Source organism: Planctomycetia bacterium, from assembly GCA_034440135.1.
Classification (GTDB): domain Bacteria; phylum Planctomycetota; class Planctomycetia; order Pirellulales; family JALHLM01; genus JALHLM01.
The window spans coordinates 1-18605 of record JAWXBP010000376.1 but is presented as its reverse complement, the minus strand read 5'-3'; the positions used below and the strand labels follow the sequence as shown (position 1 = coordinate 18605).

Below are 18605 nucleotides of genomic sequence, written 5' to 3'. Positions count from 1 at the left end.
GGGGCGGCTGGACGGCTATTGGGCCACGTCTATTAAGCCTTGGGATATTGCCGCGGGAGTTTTGCTGGTCACCGAAGCGGGAGGCTGGATCTCCGACGTCAGCCGGCAGCCGCTCGATTTGGACCAGCCCAGGGTGCTGGCCGCCGCGACGCCGGAGCTCGCCGAGTCGATCGCCGGGGTGCTGCAGGTTCCGCCGACGGCGTAGCAGGGGCGCTTTCTTGCCAGCCACCCCCACTAACAGAGGGGACTTCGCTTTTTTGTCGGCGGTCACGCGACTAAGATAGTGACATGGCGCAACCGCTCGCCGCGTCACTATCGCGATCGGCGAGAAGCTGACCGTCGCCGGTGTCGTCTTATCTATCGCAGCGTCTTGGGTTGCGCATCCATTCGGGAACTGCCGCGTTGAGCTACTTCCGCGCCTGTCGCTGGCTCGCGTTCGTCGCCATCTTGCATGGCGCGGCAGCGATTGCTTGTGCGCAGCCGCCGGTTAGTGAAGTGGAACAGGCGCCGACGCCGCCGATTTCCGCGATTAAGTCGCCGCCTGATTTGTACTACCTGCCTGATGCAAACGGGAAACTGGTGCCCGTGCCGGGGTTCCGTTGGGAAGAGTTCGCGGAACTGCTGGCGATTCAACGCCGCGAAGCCACGACGGCACGGCCTCCGCAGGTGGTATTCGACGAAGTTCACATCGAAGGCGCGGCCGGAGATGATCGTGCCACGCTCACTGTGAGCATCCAGGCCACGATTAACGAAACCGGCTGGCTGCCGATGCCGTTGCGATTCGATCAGTGCGTGCTGCAGGAGCATTCGAGCGAAGGCGCCGAGATGCGCATCGAGCCTGCGCCGGACGGCCTAGGGCTATTGGCCTGGTTCCGCGCGGAGCGTGCCGGGCCGATGCGCTGCGAACTCAAGCTTCTCAAAAGTCTGGAAGGCGCGGGCGCAGCGGGTGAATTAACGCTGAACTTGCCGCGGGCCGCGAAGACCGACGTTGCGCTGCGCGTGGCGACTCCGGAGGTGAGCGCGGAAATCGGCGAAGACGAAGGCCTGGTCGCGACCAGTACGGACGGCCAGGGGGGCGCGTTGATTTCCGTTCAGGCCGTCGCCGGACGATTGCATTTGCGCTGGACGGGCTCGAGCCAGGCGCTGGCGGCGGCGCCGACATTGGAAGCGACCGGCGCGCTGACCGTTCAATTGGATGCGGACGGCGTCGCCACGGCGGCGAAACTTATGCTGCGTTCTACCTCGTTGCCGCTGGAGACGGTACAGGTGCGCCTGCCCATTGGTGCAACGTTGCTGCCGGAGCGCCAAGCAAGCTACACCGTGGAGCTCTTGTCTCCGGCGACGGACGGGGAGGCCGGGGTTGCGCAGATTCGACTGCATGAGCCGAATACGGTGGCGGAAGTGCGGATTCAGACCAGGCAGGAATGGCCGGCGTCCCAAGAACCGATTGAACTTGGCGGCTTCGCGGTGTCCGGCGCTGCGCGGCAGCGGGGCTACGTGGCGTTGCAGGTTTCGGACGAGTTGCATGCACAATGGGAGGAGCGATTGCTGGTGCGGCAGGTGGACGAGTTGCCGACGGGGTTGAGAGAGGCGCGGCCCTGGGCTGGATTCGAATACACCGGACAGCCGTTTTCATTGCTGGCGAGCGTATCGCCTCGCATTACTCGGGTCGCGATCGATCCGCAGTACCAAGTGAGCGTCACGCCGGACGCGATGTTGTTGAGGGCTCGACTCAAATGTCGGGTGCGCGACGGCAGCCTGCAACGATTGAAGATCGACTTGCAGGACTGGGTCGTGGACGATGAAAGCTGGGGCCCGGCCGGTTTGGTCGCCGACAACAGCTTGATCGGTGCGAGATTGCAGCCGCTGATCGTGCCGTTTCAACGACCGCTGACGGGAGAATTCGAATTGCACTTCGAAGCCCGCCGGTCCATTGCGTCCGATGGGAAGCAAGTCGAATTCGCGCTGCCGCGTCCCGAGGGGACGCTGGTCGGACAAGCGCAACTGGTGGTGACGGCGGCCGACAATGTGCGACTGGCTCCGGCGGCGGAATCGCAGATGAAGCTGATCGCCCAGCGACCGGACGCGAGCGTGAACCTGCCTGCGTTGCGGCAACCTCCGCACTTTTTTCTGGGCGACGTTGCGGAAGCGCGGTTCGCGGCCGGCTTCGAAGTGCGCGAGCGCGAGGTCCATGCCAAAGTTCAAGCGCAAGCAACCCTGCAAGGAAGCCGTGTCGCGGTGCGGCAACGGCTGAGATACCAGATCGAAAACGAAGGGCTGGATCGCGCCCGGTTACGAATCCCCCGAGCGATTCTGGCGGCCGGCAATTTACGGCTGACACTGTTGGATGCGGAGCCGGTTCCGTTGGCCGTTGCATCGCTGGAAAACTCGACCGATGAACCAACGACGGTGTTTCTGCCCAGGAAGTACTTGGGGGAATTGGAGTTGGAAGCGCGGTTTGATCTCCCGATCGCGGAGGGCGCGAAGGCGTGGGAATTGCCGCTGATCCAGCCCGCCGAGGTGGTGGATGACGGCGCGGAATTGGAACTCGTGACGCCGGCTGGCTTGGAATCGAAATTGGCGGGTGCGGATTGGGTATTCGAGAATCTCGGCTCGGACGCGGCTTCGGATCGATGGACAACGGCGAAATCGCCGAGGCAAATTGCGATTGAACTGAGACGTAGCGAGAACCGTGCTCCGAACGAAGACCTAGTGGAACGGGCGTGGGTGCAATCGCAACTGGTGGGGAATCGTCGGCAGGACCGCGTCGTCTGGCGCGTGGTGGCTCCTGATGGCGAGCTGCAGGTGCAATTGCCGGAAGGCGTGCGCGCGAGAGATGTGTTGATCTTGTTGGACGGCGCCCCGATTTCGGCCGGTCAGACTTCGGAAGGACTGTTGCGGCTGACTTGGCCGGCCAACCAGGGCGCGGCGCACAGCGTGGAGTTGGATTACCGACTGGACGATTTGGCCGGGGACCGCGTGCGGGAATTGCCGCCGGCGCGGCTAGCCGCGGCCGGGCGGATGAAGCAGGTCTATTGGGAACTGTTGCTGCCAGCGCAAGAGCATTTAATTGACGTTTCGGCCGCCTATCAACTGGAGTACGCCTGGACGTGGCAAGGAGGGTATTGGGCGCGCACGCCGACTCGCTCCACCAGCGAGCTGAGGGCGTGGTCCGGCGCTAGCGAGCGCGACGCGCTCCCGACGAACTCGAACCGCTACGTGCTGAGCACGTTTGGCGACCTTGCGCCGCTGGACGCGCGCGTCGGCGCGCGCAGCGCGCTCCTCCTGACTTCTTCCACCGTGCTGCTGGCGGCCGGGCTGCTGTCGATGTTCGCTCCGGCGTGGCTGCGCAGCGGATCCCAGTTCGCGCTATCGGTCGGCGTCGTCGTACTGCTGGCGTTGGCGGGGGAACTGGGGCCGCTGCTATTGCAAAGCGCGGCGCCGGGCGTCGCGTGCCTGGCGATGGCCTGGGGCGTGCATGGTTGGCAACATCGGCGCCGCGGCCACCAGCCGTTGCTGCAAGGCAGCACGCATGCAAGGCACGTTTCCAGCCTGGCCGAACGATCGACGGGCGTCGCTTCGGCGTCTTCGCACACGTCACGTCGCATTGCGGTACAGGCCGTTCCGAGCGATCTGTCATGACGCCGCGAATCGGACAAGCCATGATTGGTTGGGCGGGGCTGGCCTTGATCGTGCTGGCGGGCCGCGCGGTCGCCGCGCCGCCTCCTTATGTCCGCTTGTTTGCGCCGGCGGATCGTATTCAAGATTGGCCGCTGGAGGGGGACCAGTATTTACCGGTGGCCGCCGAGGAATTCGAGCGGGTGGCGGACCTGTTGGAACGGAGCCAACGAGGACTAGCCACGACGCGACGGTGCCGAATCGAGCGCCTGTCCGGAACGGCCCGGATTGCTGAGGGCGTCCTGCGCGGACATTTGCTATTGGACATTGCACACGACGGCGGCGGACCGGCGCTATTGCCGCTCGAGCCTTGGCGATTAGCGATGGCGGATGCACGCTGGGAAACGCCCCGCGCCTCACCGGCGGTCTGCGGGTTGACGTCCGGCGCCCGCACGGCGGTCGTGGTCGAACAGAGCGGCCGCTTACGGATCGACTTCACGCTGCGCGCGAACATCCTGCCGACCGGCGACCATGAGTACCGCTTGCTGGCGCCGGCGGCCGTAATTTCCGCGTGGGACGTGTCCGTGCCGGACGACTTGAATCTGCGCGCCTCCGGCGGAATGCTGACCCGCTCGGATACGTCGTCCGACGTCGATTATCGTCTCGACCTGGCAACGGGAGAGACGGCCGCGCTGGTCACGACATCGCTCGCGGCGGGAGCGCAGCGCCGCCCGGCGATGTCGGCGACGCGCCGACTGCACTACGGATTCGGTGCGGACGGCGTCGAGGTCGTGGCGGACTTCCGCGTCACAGAAGCGGCCGAGCCACGACGGCGCATTCAGTTCGCGATGGATGAAGAGCTTGTGCCGATCTCGGTCGTGCTGGATCAAAAGTCGCTGTCATTCCGGCTCAACGTCGGGGACGATGGTAAACGTTCGTTGGACGTCGAAACCGCTGCGCCGCTGGCGGCGGACCAAACACTTCGCGTGGTCGCCTGGTGTCCGCTCCGGGCGGGGGAGCGTTGGGCGCTCCCTCAATTGTCTCTGCCGGAATTCGGCTGGAGCGGCGGGACGGTCCAACTTTTGTTGTCCACGCCGCTGGGTCTCACGGAGTTGTTTCCTGGCTACGGGCTCCGGCAAATCAGCACCAGCCGCTTGACCACGCCGCTGTCCGGAGAGGCGCTGACGTTCGACTGCTATTCGTCCGCGGCGAGGCTTGAATTGCGGGTGGACCCGCGCGCTCCGCGAATTCTCAGCACTTCAGGAACGACGATTGAAGTCGGCAGGCGGGAGACCGTCGCGCGGATGTTGTGCGACTTGCGGGCCGCCGACGGCGCGTACTTCGAAGTGCATGGCTGGATTGCTGCGGATTGGTTGATCGAAGACGTGACGTGCCTGACGGATCAGCGCGTGGAGGAATTCGCCATCGACCCGGCGGATCCCAGTCGGTTGACGGTGCGTTTGAATCGATCAGTTTCGCCGCGCCAAACGGCAAGGTTTTCGGTGACGGCGCGTCGCCTCAACCCACGCATGGCGGCTGAGCTTGATCTGAGGTCGTTGCAGCCCGTGAGTTGGGAAGGAGAGGCGAGCCCGACGGGTTACTTTTCGCTGCGGGCGTTGGGGGAGCAGCGTTGGGGATTGCAACTGGCGGAGGGCGCCACGATCGTGACGCGCGACCAATTGGGCGTTGCGGAAGGCGAGCTCCTGCCGGCGGAGGCGGATGAAATGTTGGTGGCGTTGACGAGGGATGGCACGGCCACGGCAACGCTCGAGGCCGGTCCGCAGCGAATGCGGGCTACGAGCGTCGCGGAATTCGTGATCACGCCAGACGCGCTCCTGGAGCAGTATGTCATCGACTGCGCTCCGTCGCAGCGAGAAGTCGAATCCTTGTTGGTGCGCTTTTCACATCCACGCGAAAGCGCACCGACTTGGAGTATCGCGAATGCGGCGGGCGTGTCGGTAACCGCTGCCAAGGTTGGCGAAGCGGAGCGAGAAGGCGCGGACTCGGCGGAGACTTGGCACGTGCGAATCTGGCCGCCGCAATCCGCGCGGTTTGTCCTGCAGGCAACGCGAAAATCGCCGTGGCAGAACACGACCGCGATGTCGCTGGTGGAAGTGCCCGAGGCGGCGCATGACGAAGGTGTGGCGCGCATTGTCGCCGACGTGACGTTGAGTGTCGCGACCGACATCACTGGACCGCGACCGGTGGTCGCCGGCCCGGCTCTTCAAGCGACGGAGGGCCAATCGGTGCGGGGAGAGTATCGGTATGAACCCGCGCGCGACGTGAATCGTGTCGCCCCGCCGGCGATGACGGTGTCGATCCGCGCGCGGCCAGATCGGGAATTGCAGGCCATCGTGCGCAGCGAAGCGGTGACAACGACGCTCACCGCACTCGGGGAATGTCTGGTCAGCGCGCGTTATCGACTGGCAGGAGACGCCGAGGCAACGTTCGCCGTCGCACTTCCTCAAGCATCTCGAGTACTCAGGTTGGAACAGGACGGTCGATCGGCGGCGTTTCGTCGCGTCCAGAACGAATACGTCGTGCACGTGGCGGCGACGCCTCCCGACAAGGAGTTGGTGGTGGAGTACGCGATCGACTGCGGGAGTCCGCTGCGCGCCGGCGTGCTCGACGACGTGTTGCCGCGACCTCGATCGACGACGCATCCGCGGAATTGGGAGCTCGTCCTGGCGCCTGCGTGGGAGCTGGTAAGCGTCGCATCTCCCTGGGAATGTGCGGAACTGAGCGAGGGAGATCTGTCCGCGCGCCTGTTGGGCCCCTTGTCTCGCGGTTCGGCCCCGCGATCCCTCGACGCGCCGCTCCGCATCCGCGGGCCGGCGGGAGGCTCGCCGGTGTTGCGATTGCGCGAGCGAACCGCGGCGCAGCGTTATTTCTGCTACGCGGCAGCCGTCGCCGCGGCAGCGTGCTGGCGGCTCGGTCGACGACGTCCGATTGCCGCTGTTTCGACTTCGCTCGCGATCGGAGCGATCGCGCTGGTCGCACCGGCAGCGCTCATTCCCTGGACGTCTGGCGCGTTCATTGGAACGATTCTGGGCGTGTTATTCCGAGGCGCCGGACATAGCAACGTGGCCCAGACATCGCCGTTGGAAGCGCGGTCCGTCGCACCGGGCTCCACGACGCGGACGATGGTTGTCGGCGCGACTCGGGCGATCGTGGCGGCGCTGGCGTTGCTCAGCGTGTCCGGACAAGCGGCGGAACCTGGCGTGGCAGCGGCGCGGCGGGTGTACATTCCAGTGGATGCGGACGGCGCGCCCACGGGCGAACGCTATTTTGTCTCCGCTTCGCTGTGGCGCGCGATGCAAAGCCAGGCCGCGGCGGCGGGCGATGAACAACCGGAATGGCTGGTCACGAGCGCTCAGTATTCGCTGGGCAGCCGCGAGAAAGCCGTCGACAAGGGGGCGAGGCTTCAGGTCTCGTTGGAATTGCAGACGTTCGTCGCGTCGGCGAATATTCGACTGCCTGGCGCCGAAGGCGAGGCCGCGCTTTGGAGCGAGGCACTGTTGGACGGCGTACCGTGGTCACTTGAAGGCACGGATTCGCCGGCTGAGCGGAAGTTCACTGTTGCGGACGCGGGCCATCACCGCTTGGAGTTGAGTTGCCTTCCAGAGGTGACGGAACTGCACGATCATCGCTTGTACCGCTTTGCTGCTTTCCAGGCGCCGCGGTCGTCGCTCAAGGTCTGGTGCGGAGCGGGGCTGCCGCCGGCGGAGGTTCGTTCGCTCGGGCAGCAATCGTACGCAGCCGCGAATGGCCTCATGTCGGCCGACATCGGTCCGTCGTCCGAAATCGAATTGCGCACGGCGCTCAGCGCCGACGAATCGTCCGCGCGGGCGCCGGTTGAACTGGAACAATTGCTCTGGCTCCACGTAGCACCGGAGCGCGTGACGGCCGAGGTGCGGCATCAGATCATCGCTTCGGACCGGCCGATCGGCCGGCTGGAATTGGAATTCGACTCGCGCTGGCAGGCGGTTTCGGCTAGCGACGGTCGCGCGCAAGTTTCCGCGGTTGCGCCTGGGCGAACGATCCTCGAATGGTCGCAGCCGGCCGTGGTGGGTGAACGTTTTACCTGGCGTTGCGAGTCGCTTGATCGCGCCGGCGTCGGCGAGATTGCTTTGCCCAATGTGACGCCTGTCGGCGTCGTGGTGCGCCGTCGTTGGTGCGCGGTGACGTTCGATCCTTCGCTCGAAATGACGAGTCTGGCGAACGCCGGCGCTCCGTCGCCGTCCGCTGCGCAATTCATGACGAGTTGGGGGCCCTCGGAACATGTGCCGCTGCGCGTTGTGTCCTGGCCGATCGGCGGGCCTGCGCCCAATCTTCAGAGTGCCTTTGCTCAGTCGGTCAACGTGGCGGAAGAATTGGTCGAGGCGACGGCCCGCGCCGATCGGGTGGAGATGGCTTTCGAAGCCGAGGTGACGACGGCGAAGGCGGCGTTATTTCAGCATCGCGTGTGGGCCGCGCCGGAAATCGCCGTCAGCGGCGTGGAGGTCGAGCAAGACGGCGCTCGGCGCGCGGTGAGCTGGTCCCGCGACGGTGAGGCGATCCACGTTTTTCTGCCTGGCGCGACGTTGGGGAGACATCGCCTGCTGATCCTAGCATCGGCGCCGATGAATTCGAGCGATGCGACTCGCCTGCCGTTGCTCACGCTGGCGGACGCCGAACTGACCGGCCGCGTGGTCCGGCTTTATCGCCATCGTTCGGCGATTGTCGACGGGCTGCAGCCGGAAGCGCGCGCGGTGACAGCGGCCGCAACTTCGCCAGGGGCGAACGCGGCGAGGTCGGCGCCGCTCGGCGAATGGGCGTTGCCGGAGAGCGGGCAAGCGATCTCGTTTCGTGTGCGTCCCAACCTGCCGCGCATCGAAGCGCTGCAAACAAGCTCGTTGTTCGATTTGCAGGGACGTTTGCAGGCGGAATTCGATTGTCACTTGTCGATCGCGGATGGGCTGGTCGACGAATTGCGAATTCAAGTCGCCGATTCGTGGCGCGGACCCTTTACGCTGGAGCCGGCGTGGCCGCACGAGCTGCTTTCCGATTCACCGCCGGGTAGGACGACGCTCCTCGTCCGGCCTCCGCAGCCGGTTCAGGGCGAACAACGCTTGCGCATCCGCGCCGCAGCGCCTGCTGGCGGAGCGTCGCTGCCTGAGATGCAGCTCCAAGGGGCCGACAAAACGCAACGGTTGATCGTGTTGCCCGATCGCCTGGAGGATCACCGTGTTGTCTGGGCAGTGGAAGGCGCACGGCCTGTTCCGCTACCTTCGATCTGGACAGCTCCGCCAGACGTCGCCCCGGTGAACTGGACGGCATATGAAATTGTGAGCGACGATTGCGCGGCGACTTCGCGGAACGCCGACGACGGTCTTCATCGGCCGCGCGTACGTATGGCGGACCATTCCCTGCGGGTGGAAGCGGACGGGAGTTACCGCGGCGTGGTCGCATGGACACTCGACCCCGGAGGTCTTAATCAGCTACCCATTCGATTGCCAGCCGACGCCGCAGCGGTGTCGTGCCGCATTCTGGGACGTCGCGTCGACCTTCGAGAAGGCGCCGCGGGCTCATGGCTCGTGCCGTTGGCGAGCGATCGGCTGCCACAGGTCGTAGAAGTTCTCTACCAGGGACGCGGCGCTATCGGCGGCGCGGCGCCGGCTGCACAGTTGGTGGACGTCCCGGTCAGCGAGAGCGTGTGGACGATTGCCGGACCAGCGGCGGCGCGCGGCGACGCGTCGCAAGTCTCGCTGCCGGCGCAGGCCCTGGCCACCTATCGCGCCGGGGCCGAATCGCTGATCGGCGGCGTACAAAGTACTGGCCTGCGCGAGCTCCCGACCACGGACAGCGAAGAAGTGCGTTGGTTCCGGGGCTCGCTTAAGCTGCTTGGCAGTGCTCGGCAGGGCGTCTGGGACGCGGCGAACGGTACGGAGGATCGCTTGGACGGAGGGCGGACGCTGGCGGAGTTGGAAGAAGCGGAGCTCGCGGTGAGCGAGTTTCTCAAGGATCGGCCCTCGTTGGCGAAGGAGTTCGCGAACGCGTCCGCACCGTCCCCGCCGGCAGGCGCGGCGGCGGACGACGGGAAGTTAGCGGGCGACTTGATCGTGCGCACGCACCAACTCGACGGCGACGTTGCGCCGTTGCTGGCGCAGGCAGCGCCGTTCGGAGTTGGGACTTTGACTCGCGGCCTGACCGCGGCGGGATTGATGTTGATTGCCGTGTGTCTTGCGCGCAGTACCTTTGGGGCGAGCGTCGCGACGGTCGGGCAACGTTGGCGTTTTGGCGGTTGGATGCTGTTTGGCAGTGCTTTATGGCTGTGGGCCACGCCGGCGATGCTTGGTCCTGCGGTCATTTTTTGTGCAGGTTGGTTCGCCTGGCAAACGCGCAACTCGTGGCAAAGACGGCGTGAAATGGCCCATTGAGTGAGGTTTGTGTATAGTGAAGGGCATGAAATGCCCTTATTGTCGCCAAGACAACGATCGCGTCATCGACTCACGGGCTAGCCAGGACGGCTTCGCCACGCGGCGGCGGCGAGAGTGCATCTCGTGCCACCGGCGTTACACAACCTACGAAAAGATCGAAGAGCCGACCGTCAAAGTCATCAAGAAAGACGGGACGCGCGTGCCGTTCGAGCGCGATAAGATCAAGCGCGGCCTGGAAAAGGCCTGCTGGAAACGCCCGGTGAGCGACGAGCAGTTGGAGGCGATCGTCTCGGCCGTGGAGAACGACGTTTACGAGTTGGCCGACGCCGAAGTAGAGAGCGAGCAACTCGGCGGGATGGTGATGCAGCGATTGCGAAAGGTTGACGAAGTGGCCTACGTCCGCTTCGCCAGTGTGTATCGACAATTTCAAGACGTCCGCGACTTCGTTCACGAGCTGGGGCCGATGCTCGAAGAATCGGCCGGGCCCAACACGTAGTCGTGAGAATGCGTCCATGATTCGTCGGGAAGCGACACGGGAAGGACTGCCCGTTTGGCTGTTGATCGCCCAGTCCGAACACGCGTCCTTGGCTAGTTTTTTGGCCTGCCATTGGGCGGAGTTTCCTGGGTTGTCTTCTGCCGCGCGCGAGCAGCTGCTCGGCGCGATCCTGTCGCACGACAACGGCTGGGACGCCTGGGAATTGTCGCCGGAGCTCGACCCGAAACTGGGCCGGCCGTATCAATTCACGGAGATGCCCGGCACGACTGTGTTGCCGATTTGGACGCGGTCGATCGAGGAGTGCGAAACCTTGGGGCCGGTGGCGGGCTATGCGGCCAGCGGACATTTTTGTGCGCTCTTGGAGCATCACCGCGCGCAGCTTGATGCCAAGTCCGATCAAACAGCCGCGGAGCAGTTTCTGAAGGCAGAATCCGCACGCCGCGAGCGTTGCCGAACGAAATGGCAAGGCAAACAGGGCGACCCGCAGGAACTGGCGATTGCGCAGAGCTATTTGCAATCGTTCGATGCCATCAGCCTGTGGTTCTGCTGCGCACAGCGGGCGGAAGCACTGCAGATTCGCGTTCCGATTGATGGCGGCCCGGAGTATCGCTTCGAGTCGTCCGCGGAGGAAGCGAGCCGGATTGCCATTGCCCCCTGGCCGCTGTTGGAAAGCCCCGTGCAACTGACGGCCGAAGCCAACTTGGTGCCGGCCACGCGCTACAAGAGCCGGTCAGCCTACGCCGGCGCGCCGGTGGAGCCGACGTTGCTGACCTGGGACTTGGTCCGGCCGGGCTAGCCGCTCCCGACGGCAACAAACGGTCATAAGTCTTTATTTTTGAGCATGTTGTGTCACGTCAATCGCCAAGCAAAGCTCGGGAAGCGAGCTGTTTCGGCCGCGGCAATTTGCTTGACCGCGGCACCGAAGTCCAATTAAGATAAACAGTTCGGGAGCGCCTCGCGGATTGGGCGAGGTTCCCGGTCTGAATCGACCAGAAGGTCCACAAGGATTGGCCGTATGGCTTGCCCAAGATTCCTGGTTTTCCTGACCTGCCTGGCGTTGCTGACTGGCGTTCGCGCTTCGGCCGATACGCTGCAAGACCCGCCGGATGCCGCGACTGAAGCCAGCGGTGGCCGCTTGCGTCAACTCGCGCCGGGCGTGCTGACGGTGGTGGAGCCGAACAATAACGTCGCCGATACGGTCAGCCGTCATGATCTGGTCGAGATCCTGGCCGCCGATCCGACGTTTGGGGAGCGGGCGAAATCGGCCGGAAGCTCACCTGCGAAAGAGGCCGTGTTTCGTCACGAAATCTGGGGGCTGGAGTTCGCCTTCAAGCCGTTGCGATTGATTCAAGTCAGCGTGCCCAACGACGACGGCGAGTTGGTCACAAAGAACGTTTGGTACCTGGTTTACCGGGTCAAGAACACGGGCTACCGGATGAAGCCGGCGATCAAGGAGGCCGGCGGTTTCGACGGCGTCGTGGAAATGGCGGAGAATCCACAGCCGGTGGATTTCGTCCCGCAATTCTTCCTGGAAAGCCCCGAGTTCAACAAGGTTTACCCGGATCGCATTCTCCCACTGGCCATCGACGCGATTCAAAAGCGCGAGGATCCCAACCGGCGGTTTTTCGATACTGTCGACGTGGCCGGCGAGATTCCGGTCGGCAAATCGATCTGGGGCGTGGCAACCTGGGAAGACATCGATCCGCGCATCGACAGGATGCACGTCTACGTCGGCGGCCTGACCAACGCCTATCGCTGGGTCGATCCCAAAGACCAGGGCGGCAAGTACCTCTACAGGGCGGGCGAGTCGCTGGGAGCGCATCGCCAGTTGGCCAAAAAGATGCTGCAGCTCAATTTCTGGCGGCCCGGGGATGAATACCTGGAGCACGAAGGGGAGATCCGCCTCGGGGCCCCCGACGAGGTTGACTACGCCTGGGCGTACCGGTAAGCTACTAGGCTCGACCGGCGACAATCGCGGATCGCCGGCGATCCAAATGAGCGATTTTGCCGGGATTCAGCGACATGGCACATAAAAAAGGTCAGGGCTCCAGCCGCAACGGGCGCGACTCGAACGCCCAACGCCGGGGCGTCAAGCGATTTGGCGGCCAGGCGGTTCGCGCCGGGAATATTCTTGTTCGCCAGGTGGGCACCAAATTCCACGCCGGCAAGGGCGTTGGGACCGGCAGCGATTACACGCTGTTCGCGTTGGTCGAGGGGAAGGTCCACTTCGATCGCGGCGGGCGCCGGATCAATGTGTTGCCGGTGGAAAGCGCCAACTAGGCCGTTTCACAGTCTCCTTTCGCTCCGCGAAAGGATTTGCCTTTCGCGGAGCGAAAGGAGACTATGTTCAGCTTGCCGCACGGCGCTGAACTGCGAATCATATCTCCGGGGCAGCCGAGTATCGGCCAGCCCCGGTTTTTTTATGGTGAAGTTCGATGTTCGTCGATCGGGTCAAAATCTATGTCGAAGGCGGGAGCGGCGGCGACGGTTGCGTGAGCTTCCGTCGTGAGAAGTACATTCCGCGCGGCGGACCTGATGGCGGTAACGGCGGCAACGGCGGGCACGTGATTATTCGCGCCGAAGCGGGCGTCGATAGCCTGGCCGGATTGTCCCATAAGCGCCACTGGGCGGCGCCGGCAGGGGGCAACGGCGGCAGTGCCAATCGCACCGGGCGCAATGCCGAAGACCTGGTGATCATGGTGCCGCCCGGCACGATCGTGATGGACGCCGAACAGGGCTTTGTGCTCAAGGACCTCGCGGCGCCGGGCGATCAGGTGATTGCCGGTCGCGGCGGCAGAAACGGTCGCGGGAATCTGAGTTTCAAGTCGAACGTGAATCGCGCGCCGCGCGATTCGACGCCCGGCGGCGTGGGCGAAAAGCGCCACGTGCTGTTGGAGCTCAAGGTGATCGCGGACGTCGGTCTCGTCGGCAAACCGAACGCCGGGAAGAGCACGCTGTTGAGTCGGCTCTCGCGCGCGCGACCGGAAATCGCCGACTATCCGTTCACGACGAAGTTTCCCAACCTGGGCATCGTCCAGATCAACTTTGATCGTTCGTTCGTGATGGCGGACATTCCCGGGTTGATTGAGGGCGCGCACGCCGGCGTGGGCCTGGGGCATGAGTTTTTGCGGCATATCGAGCGCGCCGGGATCTTGATCCATCTCGTGGAACCGGAACCGACGGACGGGACCGATCCGTTGACCAACTATCGCGCGGTGCGCGCGGAGTTGGAGCAATACGACGTGCAGCTTGCCACGCGCCCGGAAATCCTGGTGGTGACGAAGTCTGAATTGCCGGAGACGGAAAGTGTGCGCGATCAACTCGCGGCGGAAACGAACGGGCCGGTGCTGTGCATCTCGGCGGTGACCGGGCAGGGCCTCGATCGATTGCTCGCGGCGATCATTCAAGAGTTGGATCGTCGCAATCTCGTGCCGGCAGCGACGCAGGCGTAGTGAAACGACGGATTAGTCGCTCACCAGCGGTACGAAGCGGCAATCGCATAACGCGCGCGATGTTGGACCGTCGGCTGCTTTGCGCCAGGCTTGCAGGAGTTGCCTTTCGGTATCGCCGACTGGGGCCACGAGGATTCCGTCTGGGGCGAGTTGTTCCCAGAGCGTCGCGGGGAATTCCTGCGCCGCGGCGGTGACGATGATGCGGTGGAACGGCGCGGCCTCGGGCCAACCGAGTGTGCCATCGCCGATGAGGAATCGCACGTTTGACGCGCCGAACCGTGCCAAGGTTTGCTGTGCTTGGTGTGAGAGTTCGGGATGGCGTTCGACGGTGAACACGGCGTTGGCCAGGCGCGACAAGATAGCTGTCTGATAGCCGCTGCCGGTGCCGATCTCGAGGACGCGCTCGCTGCCGGTTAATTCCAGGGCCTCGGTCATCAGAGCCACGATGTAGGGCTGGCTGATCGTTTGCCCGCAGTCGATCGAGAGAGCGCGATCTTCGTAGGCCCGGTCGGCGGTTGCGTCGTTGACAAAACGCTCGCGAGGTGTGCTGCCCATGGCCGACAGGACACGCGCGTCGTGGATGCCTTGAATGCGCAGGTGGCGGACTAGATCACGGCGACGCAGATCTTGAATGCTGGTTGGCACGCCATCGGACATGGCGTCATTCTACGGCGGGAAAGACTCTCACGCGAACAGTGCGATTGCGGCGTACAAACGTCAAGGCAACCGCGCACGCCGACATGCCGAGTAAAGCGATGCTCGACGGTTCCGGCACGGCTTCGAGCGTGTAACCTTCAATCGGAAACGCCGTGTCGGAGGCCCAAACGCCATTGCCGCCGTTGGTGGCCCAGAGTTCGCCGCTGGCTTCCAATGAGAACGAGACGTCGATTGTGCGGCCAAGTGCCAGGATGGGATCGCCGCGTTCGCCGGGACTCGCACCGGGATAGTTCATGAAGCCGCGGAACGGGGCCACCATTTCGAACTCGGAACCATCCTCCGATGCAGCGCCATAGATGATGCTGTGGTGGATCGGCCCGCCGTCGGCGACGAAGGTGATGCTGGTCCCGTCCTGTAGATCATGATCGCCGGTCGTGGGATCTTCGAACATCGACCATTGCGTGTAGTAGTCGTACGTGCCTGGCAGGACGCGGACGACGCCTTGTTTTTGATCGGCTTCCGCGAGAGCGAGGCCTCGCGCGCTGGTCGCGCCGTGGTTGAGATAGTGGCCGGTGTTGAACGTCCCGTTGTAGAACTCGATTTCCATGTTCATGTCGTAGCCGTCGGAGGTTGGGTAATAGCCTCCTTCGTGGAGCCAATATCCGGTGTCGTTTTGATGGTCGACGTCGATGGTCACGATCACGTAGGAGCGCCCGGCGCGTTGATTGCCCTGCCCGACTTGCGTGCGGCCGACGACGCTGGCGGAACGAAAGTAGGCGTAAAGATTTTCCTCGTCGTGGGTGAATTTGAATTCCAGCAAGTCGACGTCCGGATGGAATACGCTTTCGGGCGTATCATTGAGGCCATCGTGATCCGTGTCGTGCGTATCGCCAGCGGCGTCGGTATAGGACGGCACTTTCGCCCAATCACCGAATTGCCCGTCGATGGTGATGCGCTGAATCGGCGCGGCGCTTGCGGGCGCGTTACTAAGAACGAAGACGATCGCGCAGAGGCACTGAGTAACGCAGCGGAAATAGCGCGACATAAGACAAGGCTCGGCGTGGTCGGCGAGGAAAGCGAGGCTGGAGGCCAATCTAATTGCCTTTGGCGGAAAACGCCACACTCGGCGTGGCATTTCCAGCCGCAATTGAGCGAATTAGAGCCGGATGACCGATGAGGCCCAGGTGAGGCCGCCGCCGAAGGCGATGGTGATGATGTGATCGCCGGCGTGGATGAGGCCGGCGCGGCGGGCTTCGTCGAGGGCGATGGGTACGCTGGCGGCGGAGGTGTTACCGTAATGATCGAGGTTGACGAAGAATTTTTCCAGCGGCATTTCAAGCTTCCGGACGGCCGCTTCGATGATGCGCTGGTTTACTTGGTGCGGGATGACGAGCGCTACGTCTTCGCGCTGCAGACCGCAGGCTGTGAGAGCTTCCTCGACCAGTTCGACGAAGATCTTCGTCGCGAACTTGAACACGCGTTTGCCGTCCATGTGCAACGTGTGCAGCTGACGAGCGACCGTATCCGCGCTGGCTGGCTGGCGCGAGCCGCCAGCGGGGATGAGCATGGATTGCGTTTCTTCGCCCTCGGAGCGCATTGAGGTATGCAGCACTCCGGCGCCGTTCTCGCGCGCGGTCAGCACTGCGGCGCCCGCGCCGTCGCCGAAGAGGATGCAGGTGGCTCGATCCTGATAGTTCACCAGGCGGGAGAGCGTTTCAGCGCCGATCACCAGGATGTTCTTGTACATGCCCGACGCAATTAATCCGGCGGCAACATTCACGCCGTAGACGAACCCGCTGCAGGCCGCTTCCAGGTCGAACCCGCCGGCGCGTTTCGCGCCGATCGCGTGTTGCACCAGGCAGGCTGTGGCGGGGAAGACGTAGTCGGGCGTGATCGTGGCGACGATGATCAGTTCGATTTCGGCCGGGCTCATGCCCGCGTCTTCGCAGGCCCGGCGCGCGGCGATGATGGCCATCGTGCTGGTGGATTCTTCCGGCCCGGCGATGCGGCGTTCGCGGATGCCGGTCCGCTCCATGATCCAGGCGTCGGTCGTATCGACCATCCGCTCCAACTCGGCGTTCGAGAGGATGCGCTCGGGCAGGTAGGAACCGGTGCCCGCGATCGCCGCCTTGCGAATTGGTGTCATGATGCCTTGAGCCTGGCCGGTTCCGCGCGATCCGGCCCGCTTGGGAGCCGTCCGCGGTCGCCTCGGAGAGTGTTGCGCGTCCCCTCGTAGCGACGGTAGCGATTCTGCCGTGTATCACGATTATTCGTCGTTCGCGGCCGGCGATCTTAACTTAGATCGGCGATCGCGAATAGGACAAAGTGTCATGCTGGGAAGGCTGCGCAAAGATTGCCGAGTGGCCCGCGAAACACGCGAAACACGCGAAAAGGCGGCTTTAAGGCAATCGAAGGCCGAAATTGGGGTGCTGGGGGCGCTGTTACGTGTTGCGGTCGGCGAACTTTTGCGCAACGTCTATGCGGCGAATCAGTTCGGCATTTTCGCCCGACCTGTTTTTCGCGTGTTTCGCGGGCCGATTTGCCCCTCGGCAATTCGAGGGGTAGGGTTGATTGGCGGTCCGCGCAGACGGTACGGCGGCTGCTGACCCGGGACGGTCGCGAAGCAATCGGGCGCCGCGCCGCGTAGGGTCAGTTTTGTAACCTAGCAGGAGCAGGCAGTATGACCACGGTTCTCGACCAGCCGTCCATCAGTGCGGAAAGCAGCCAGTCGTTTGATCGCCGTAGCCACGATGTGGCCGCCGGATATCGGGGCGCCGAGCGGCGCCAGTTCTCCGATAGCCGCGACGATTTGACACCGGACGCCGCGGAGTTGGCCCAAGCCATCGACGATTACAAGTTGCGGCACCGCCGCCGCTTCATCAACTTCGAAGAGATGCTGCACGTGGTGCAATCGCTCGGCTATCGCAAATAGCGCCGTGCTCGATGAAGGAATACAAAAAGCGAGGCCCGCCATGAATGGCGGGCCTCGTTTTGTTTTTGCCGTTGCGGCTCGATTTCACAGACTTGCCCCGGGCCGTCGTAATGCCCGGGAACTTGAGACCTGCGGTCGGACCGGTGGCACGGTCGGGAGACCGTGCCACAACAAGGTTGGTGTTTCCTAGTGCAGGTTGCGGTACTCTTGGCTACCGAGGAGGCCGGCCTGGATTGATTCTTGCGATTGGCCGTTCTTCATCTGGTTGAGCCAGTACTGGACGCCGCCTTGTTCCGGGGTGCGGGTGAGGTAGTCGAAGTACCAATCGGAGATCATGTCCGAACGGTATTCGTCGCTGTAGACGAAGCCGAGGACGACGGTCTGGAGATTGACGCCGGCCTGGTGCAGTCGGTTGACGTGGTAGTCGACTTCGCTCTGTCCGGCCGTGCGACCGAGGATGTTCTGGTACATGGCGCCGACCCAGGCTTGATCGGTGCCGCCGGCCGTTTGATAGTACTCCGGCGAGCCGATGATGCCGGACTGCACGTGTTCGGGGCCGTTGAAGCGGTCCCAAATGCCGAGCCAGAATTCCAGGCCCGCGGCGTCCGGGGCGCGGCCGAGGTATTCGTCGTAGAGGTCGGCGATGACGTCGGCCTTGCGCTCGCGGCTTTCCAGCAAGTCTTCGGCGATATCGCGATGCGAGGCCTGGCCGGTGCTCAACTCGGCGGCGTTGCGATTCGCTTCGAAGGAGGACGGATCGCGTCCGAGGATTTGATCGTAAACGGCGTCGAACCAATCGGCATTCGAGCCGGCCCCCGGGGCCGCGGCTTGCGCGACCAGACCGGCGTTATTGACCGCTCCGGCCGGAGCGCCGATGACGACGCCCAAGGCCCCCAAGTTCGGCGGCACTGGCGTTGAGGAGAGCAGCAGCGACTTGGGCGGATTGATCAGGCCGCGTTCGCCGAAGTTGTTGTTGACGCCGGCAAAGTTGGCGGGCAGGACGATGTTCGAGAACACGTCGTTGGCGGTCG

At 63.9% G+C, this 18605-nt stretch carries 13 protein-coding genes; 9 read left to right on the top strand and 4 right to left on the bottom strand.

Annotated features, from left to right (window positions below; translation table 11 throughout):
- The 8 genes from SGJ19_22315 to obgE form a co-directional block, all read left to right on the top strand.
- Positions 1–205: inositol monophosphatase family protein (locus SGJ19_22315; GenBank protein ID MDZ4782989.1), on the top strand; the 205-nt coding region annotated here is incomplete at its 5' end.
- 197 nt (positions 206–402) lie between these two features.
- Positions 403–3642: a hypothetical protein gene (locus tag SGJ19_22310; protein MDZ4782988.1), complete on the top strand. Its 3240-nt coding sequence runs from the start codon at positions 403–405 to the stop codon at positions 3640–3642.
- Entirely contained in the window at positions 3639–10037 is a 6399-nt protein-coding gene (locus SGJ19_22305; protein ID MDZ4782987.1) for a hypothetical protein, read from the top strand. The genes SGJ19_22310 and SGJ19_22305 overlap by 4 nt, the downstream gene beginning before the upstream one ends.
- A 25-nt stretch (positions 10038–10062) precedes the next feature.
- Entirely contained in the window at positions 10063–10533 is a 471-nt protein-coding gene (nrdR, locus tag SGJ19_22300) for a transcriptional regulator NrdR (protein ID MDZ4782986.1), read from the top strand.
- A 16-nt stretch (positions 10534–10549) separates the two neighbouring features.
- Positions 10550–11329 carry a DUF3891 family protein gene (locus tag SGJ19_22295; protein ID MDZ4782985.1) on the top strand — a complete coding sequence of 260 codons (780 nt, stop codon included), beginning with the start codon at positions 10550–10552 and terminating at the stop codon, positions 11327–11329.
- Between the two features lie 219 nt (positions 11330–11548).
- The gene (locus SGJ19_22290) at positions 11549–12481 is read left to right on the top strand and encodes a hypothetical protein (protein MDZ4782984.1); all 933 of its coding nucleotides are present in this window, start codon (positions 11549–11551) and stop codon (positions 12479–12481) included.
- 74 nt (positions 12482–12555) lie between these two features.
- Positions 12556–12813: a 50S ribosomal protein L27 gene (rpmA, locus tag SGJ19_22285; protein ID MDZ4782983.1), complete on the top strand. Its 258-nt coding sequence runs from the start codon at positions 12556–12558 to the stop codon at positions 12811–12813.
- Between the two features lie 155 nt (positions 12814–12968).
- Positions 12969–13985 carry a GTPase ObgE gene (gene obgE / locus SGJ19_22280; protein MDZ4782982.1) on the top strand — a complete coding sequence of 339 codons (1017 nt, stop codon included), beginning with the start codon at positions 12969–12971 and terminating at the stop codon, positions 13983–13985.
- 12 nt (positions 13986–13997) lie between these two features.
- Here the strand turns inward: obgE and SGJ19_22275 are convergent, their stop codons facing one another.
- From SGJ19_22275 to SGJ19_22265, 3 genes are all read right to left on the bottom strand, one after another.
- On the bottom strand, positions 13998–14642 hold the full coding sequence (locus tag SGJ19_22275) for a protein-L-isoaspartate(D-aspartate) O-methyltransferase (protein MDZ4782981.1): 645 nt from the start codon (positions 14640–14642) through the stop codon (positions 13998–14000).
- 4 nt (positions 14643–14646) lie between these two features.
- Positions 14647–15687 carry a PEP-CTERM sorting domain-containing protein gene (locus SGJ19_22270; GenBank protein ID MDZ4782980.1) on the bottom strand — a complete coding sequence of 347 codons (1041 nt, stop codon included), beginning with the start codon at positions 15685–15687 and terminating at the stop codon, positions 14647–14649.
- Between the two features lie 111 nt (positions 15688–15798).
- Positions 15799–16788 (bottom strand): beta-ketoacyl-ACP synthase III, encoded by a 990-nt coding sequence (locus tag SGJ19_22265; protein MDZ4782979.1) that lies wholly within the window; start codon positions 16786–16788, stop codon positions 15799–15801.
- 534 nt (positions 16789–17322) lie between these two features.
- On the opposite strand from SGJ19_22265, the gene SGJ19_22260 reads away from it, so the two are divergent.
- Positions 17323–17574: a hypothetical protein gene (locus tag SGJ19_22260; protein MDZ4782978.1), complete on the top strand. Its 252-nt coding sequence runs from the start codon at positions 17323–17325 to the stop codon at positions 17572–17574.
- A gap of 186 nt (positions 17575–17760) precedes the next feature.
- On the opposite strand, the gene SGJ19_22255 is transcribed toward SGJ19_22260, so the two are convergent.
- On the bottom strand, positions 17761–18605 hold an 845-nt coding region (locus SGJ19_22255; protein MDZ4782977.1), incomplete at its 5' end, for a DUF4214 domain-containing protein.

Coding starts and splice junctions, on each gene's coding strand:
- obgE (MDZ4782982.1), top strand. CDS start 12,969: ATGTTCGTCGATCGGGTCAAAATCTATGTCGAAGGCGGGAGCGGCGGC.
- SGJ19_22260 (MDZ4782978.1), top strand. CDS start 17,323: ATGACCACGGTTCTCGACCAGCCGTCCATCAGTGCGGAAAGCAGCCAG.
- SGJ19_22305 (MDZ4782987.1), top strand. CDS start 3,639: ATGACGCCGCGAATCGGACAAGCCATGATTGGTTGGGCGGGGCTGGCC.
- rpmA (MDZ4782983.1), top strand. CDS start 12,556: ATGGCACATAAAAAAGGTCAGGGCTCCAGCCGCAACGGGCGCGACTCG.
- SGJ19_22270 (MDZ4782980.1), bottom strand. CDS start 15,687: ATGTCGCGCTATTTCCGCTGCGTTACTCAGTGCCTCTGCGCGATCGTC.
- nrdR (MDZ4782986.1), top strand. CDS start 10,063: ATGAAATGCCCTTATTGTCGCCAAGACAACGATCGCGTCATCGACTCA.
- SGJ19_22265 (MDZ4782979.1), bottom strand. CDS start 16,788: ATGACACCAATTCGCAAGGCGGCGATCGCGGGCACCGGTTCCTACCTG.
- SGJ19_22275 (MDZ4782981.1), bottom strand. CDS start 14,642: ATGTCCGATGGCGTGCCAACCAGCATTCAAGATCTGCGTCGCCGTGAT.
- SGJ19_22290 (MDZ4782984.1), top strand. CDS start 11,549: ATGGCTTGCCCAAGATTCCTGGTTTTCCTGACCTGCCTGGCGTTGCTG.
- SGJ19_22295 (MDZ4782985.1), top strand. CDS start 10,550: ATGATTCGTCGGGAAGCGACACGGGAAGGACTGCCCGTTTGGCTGTTG.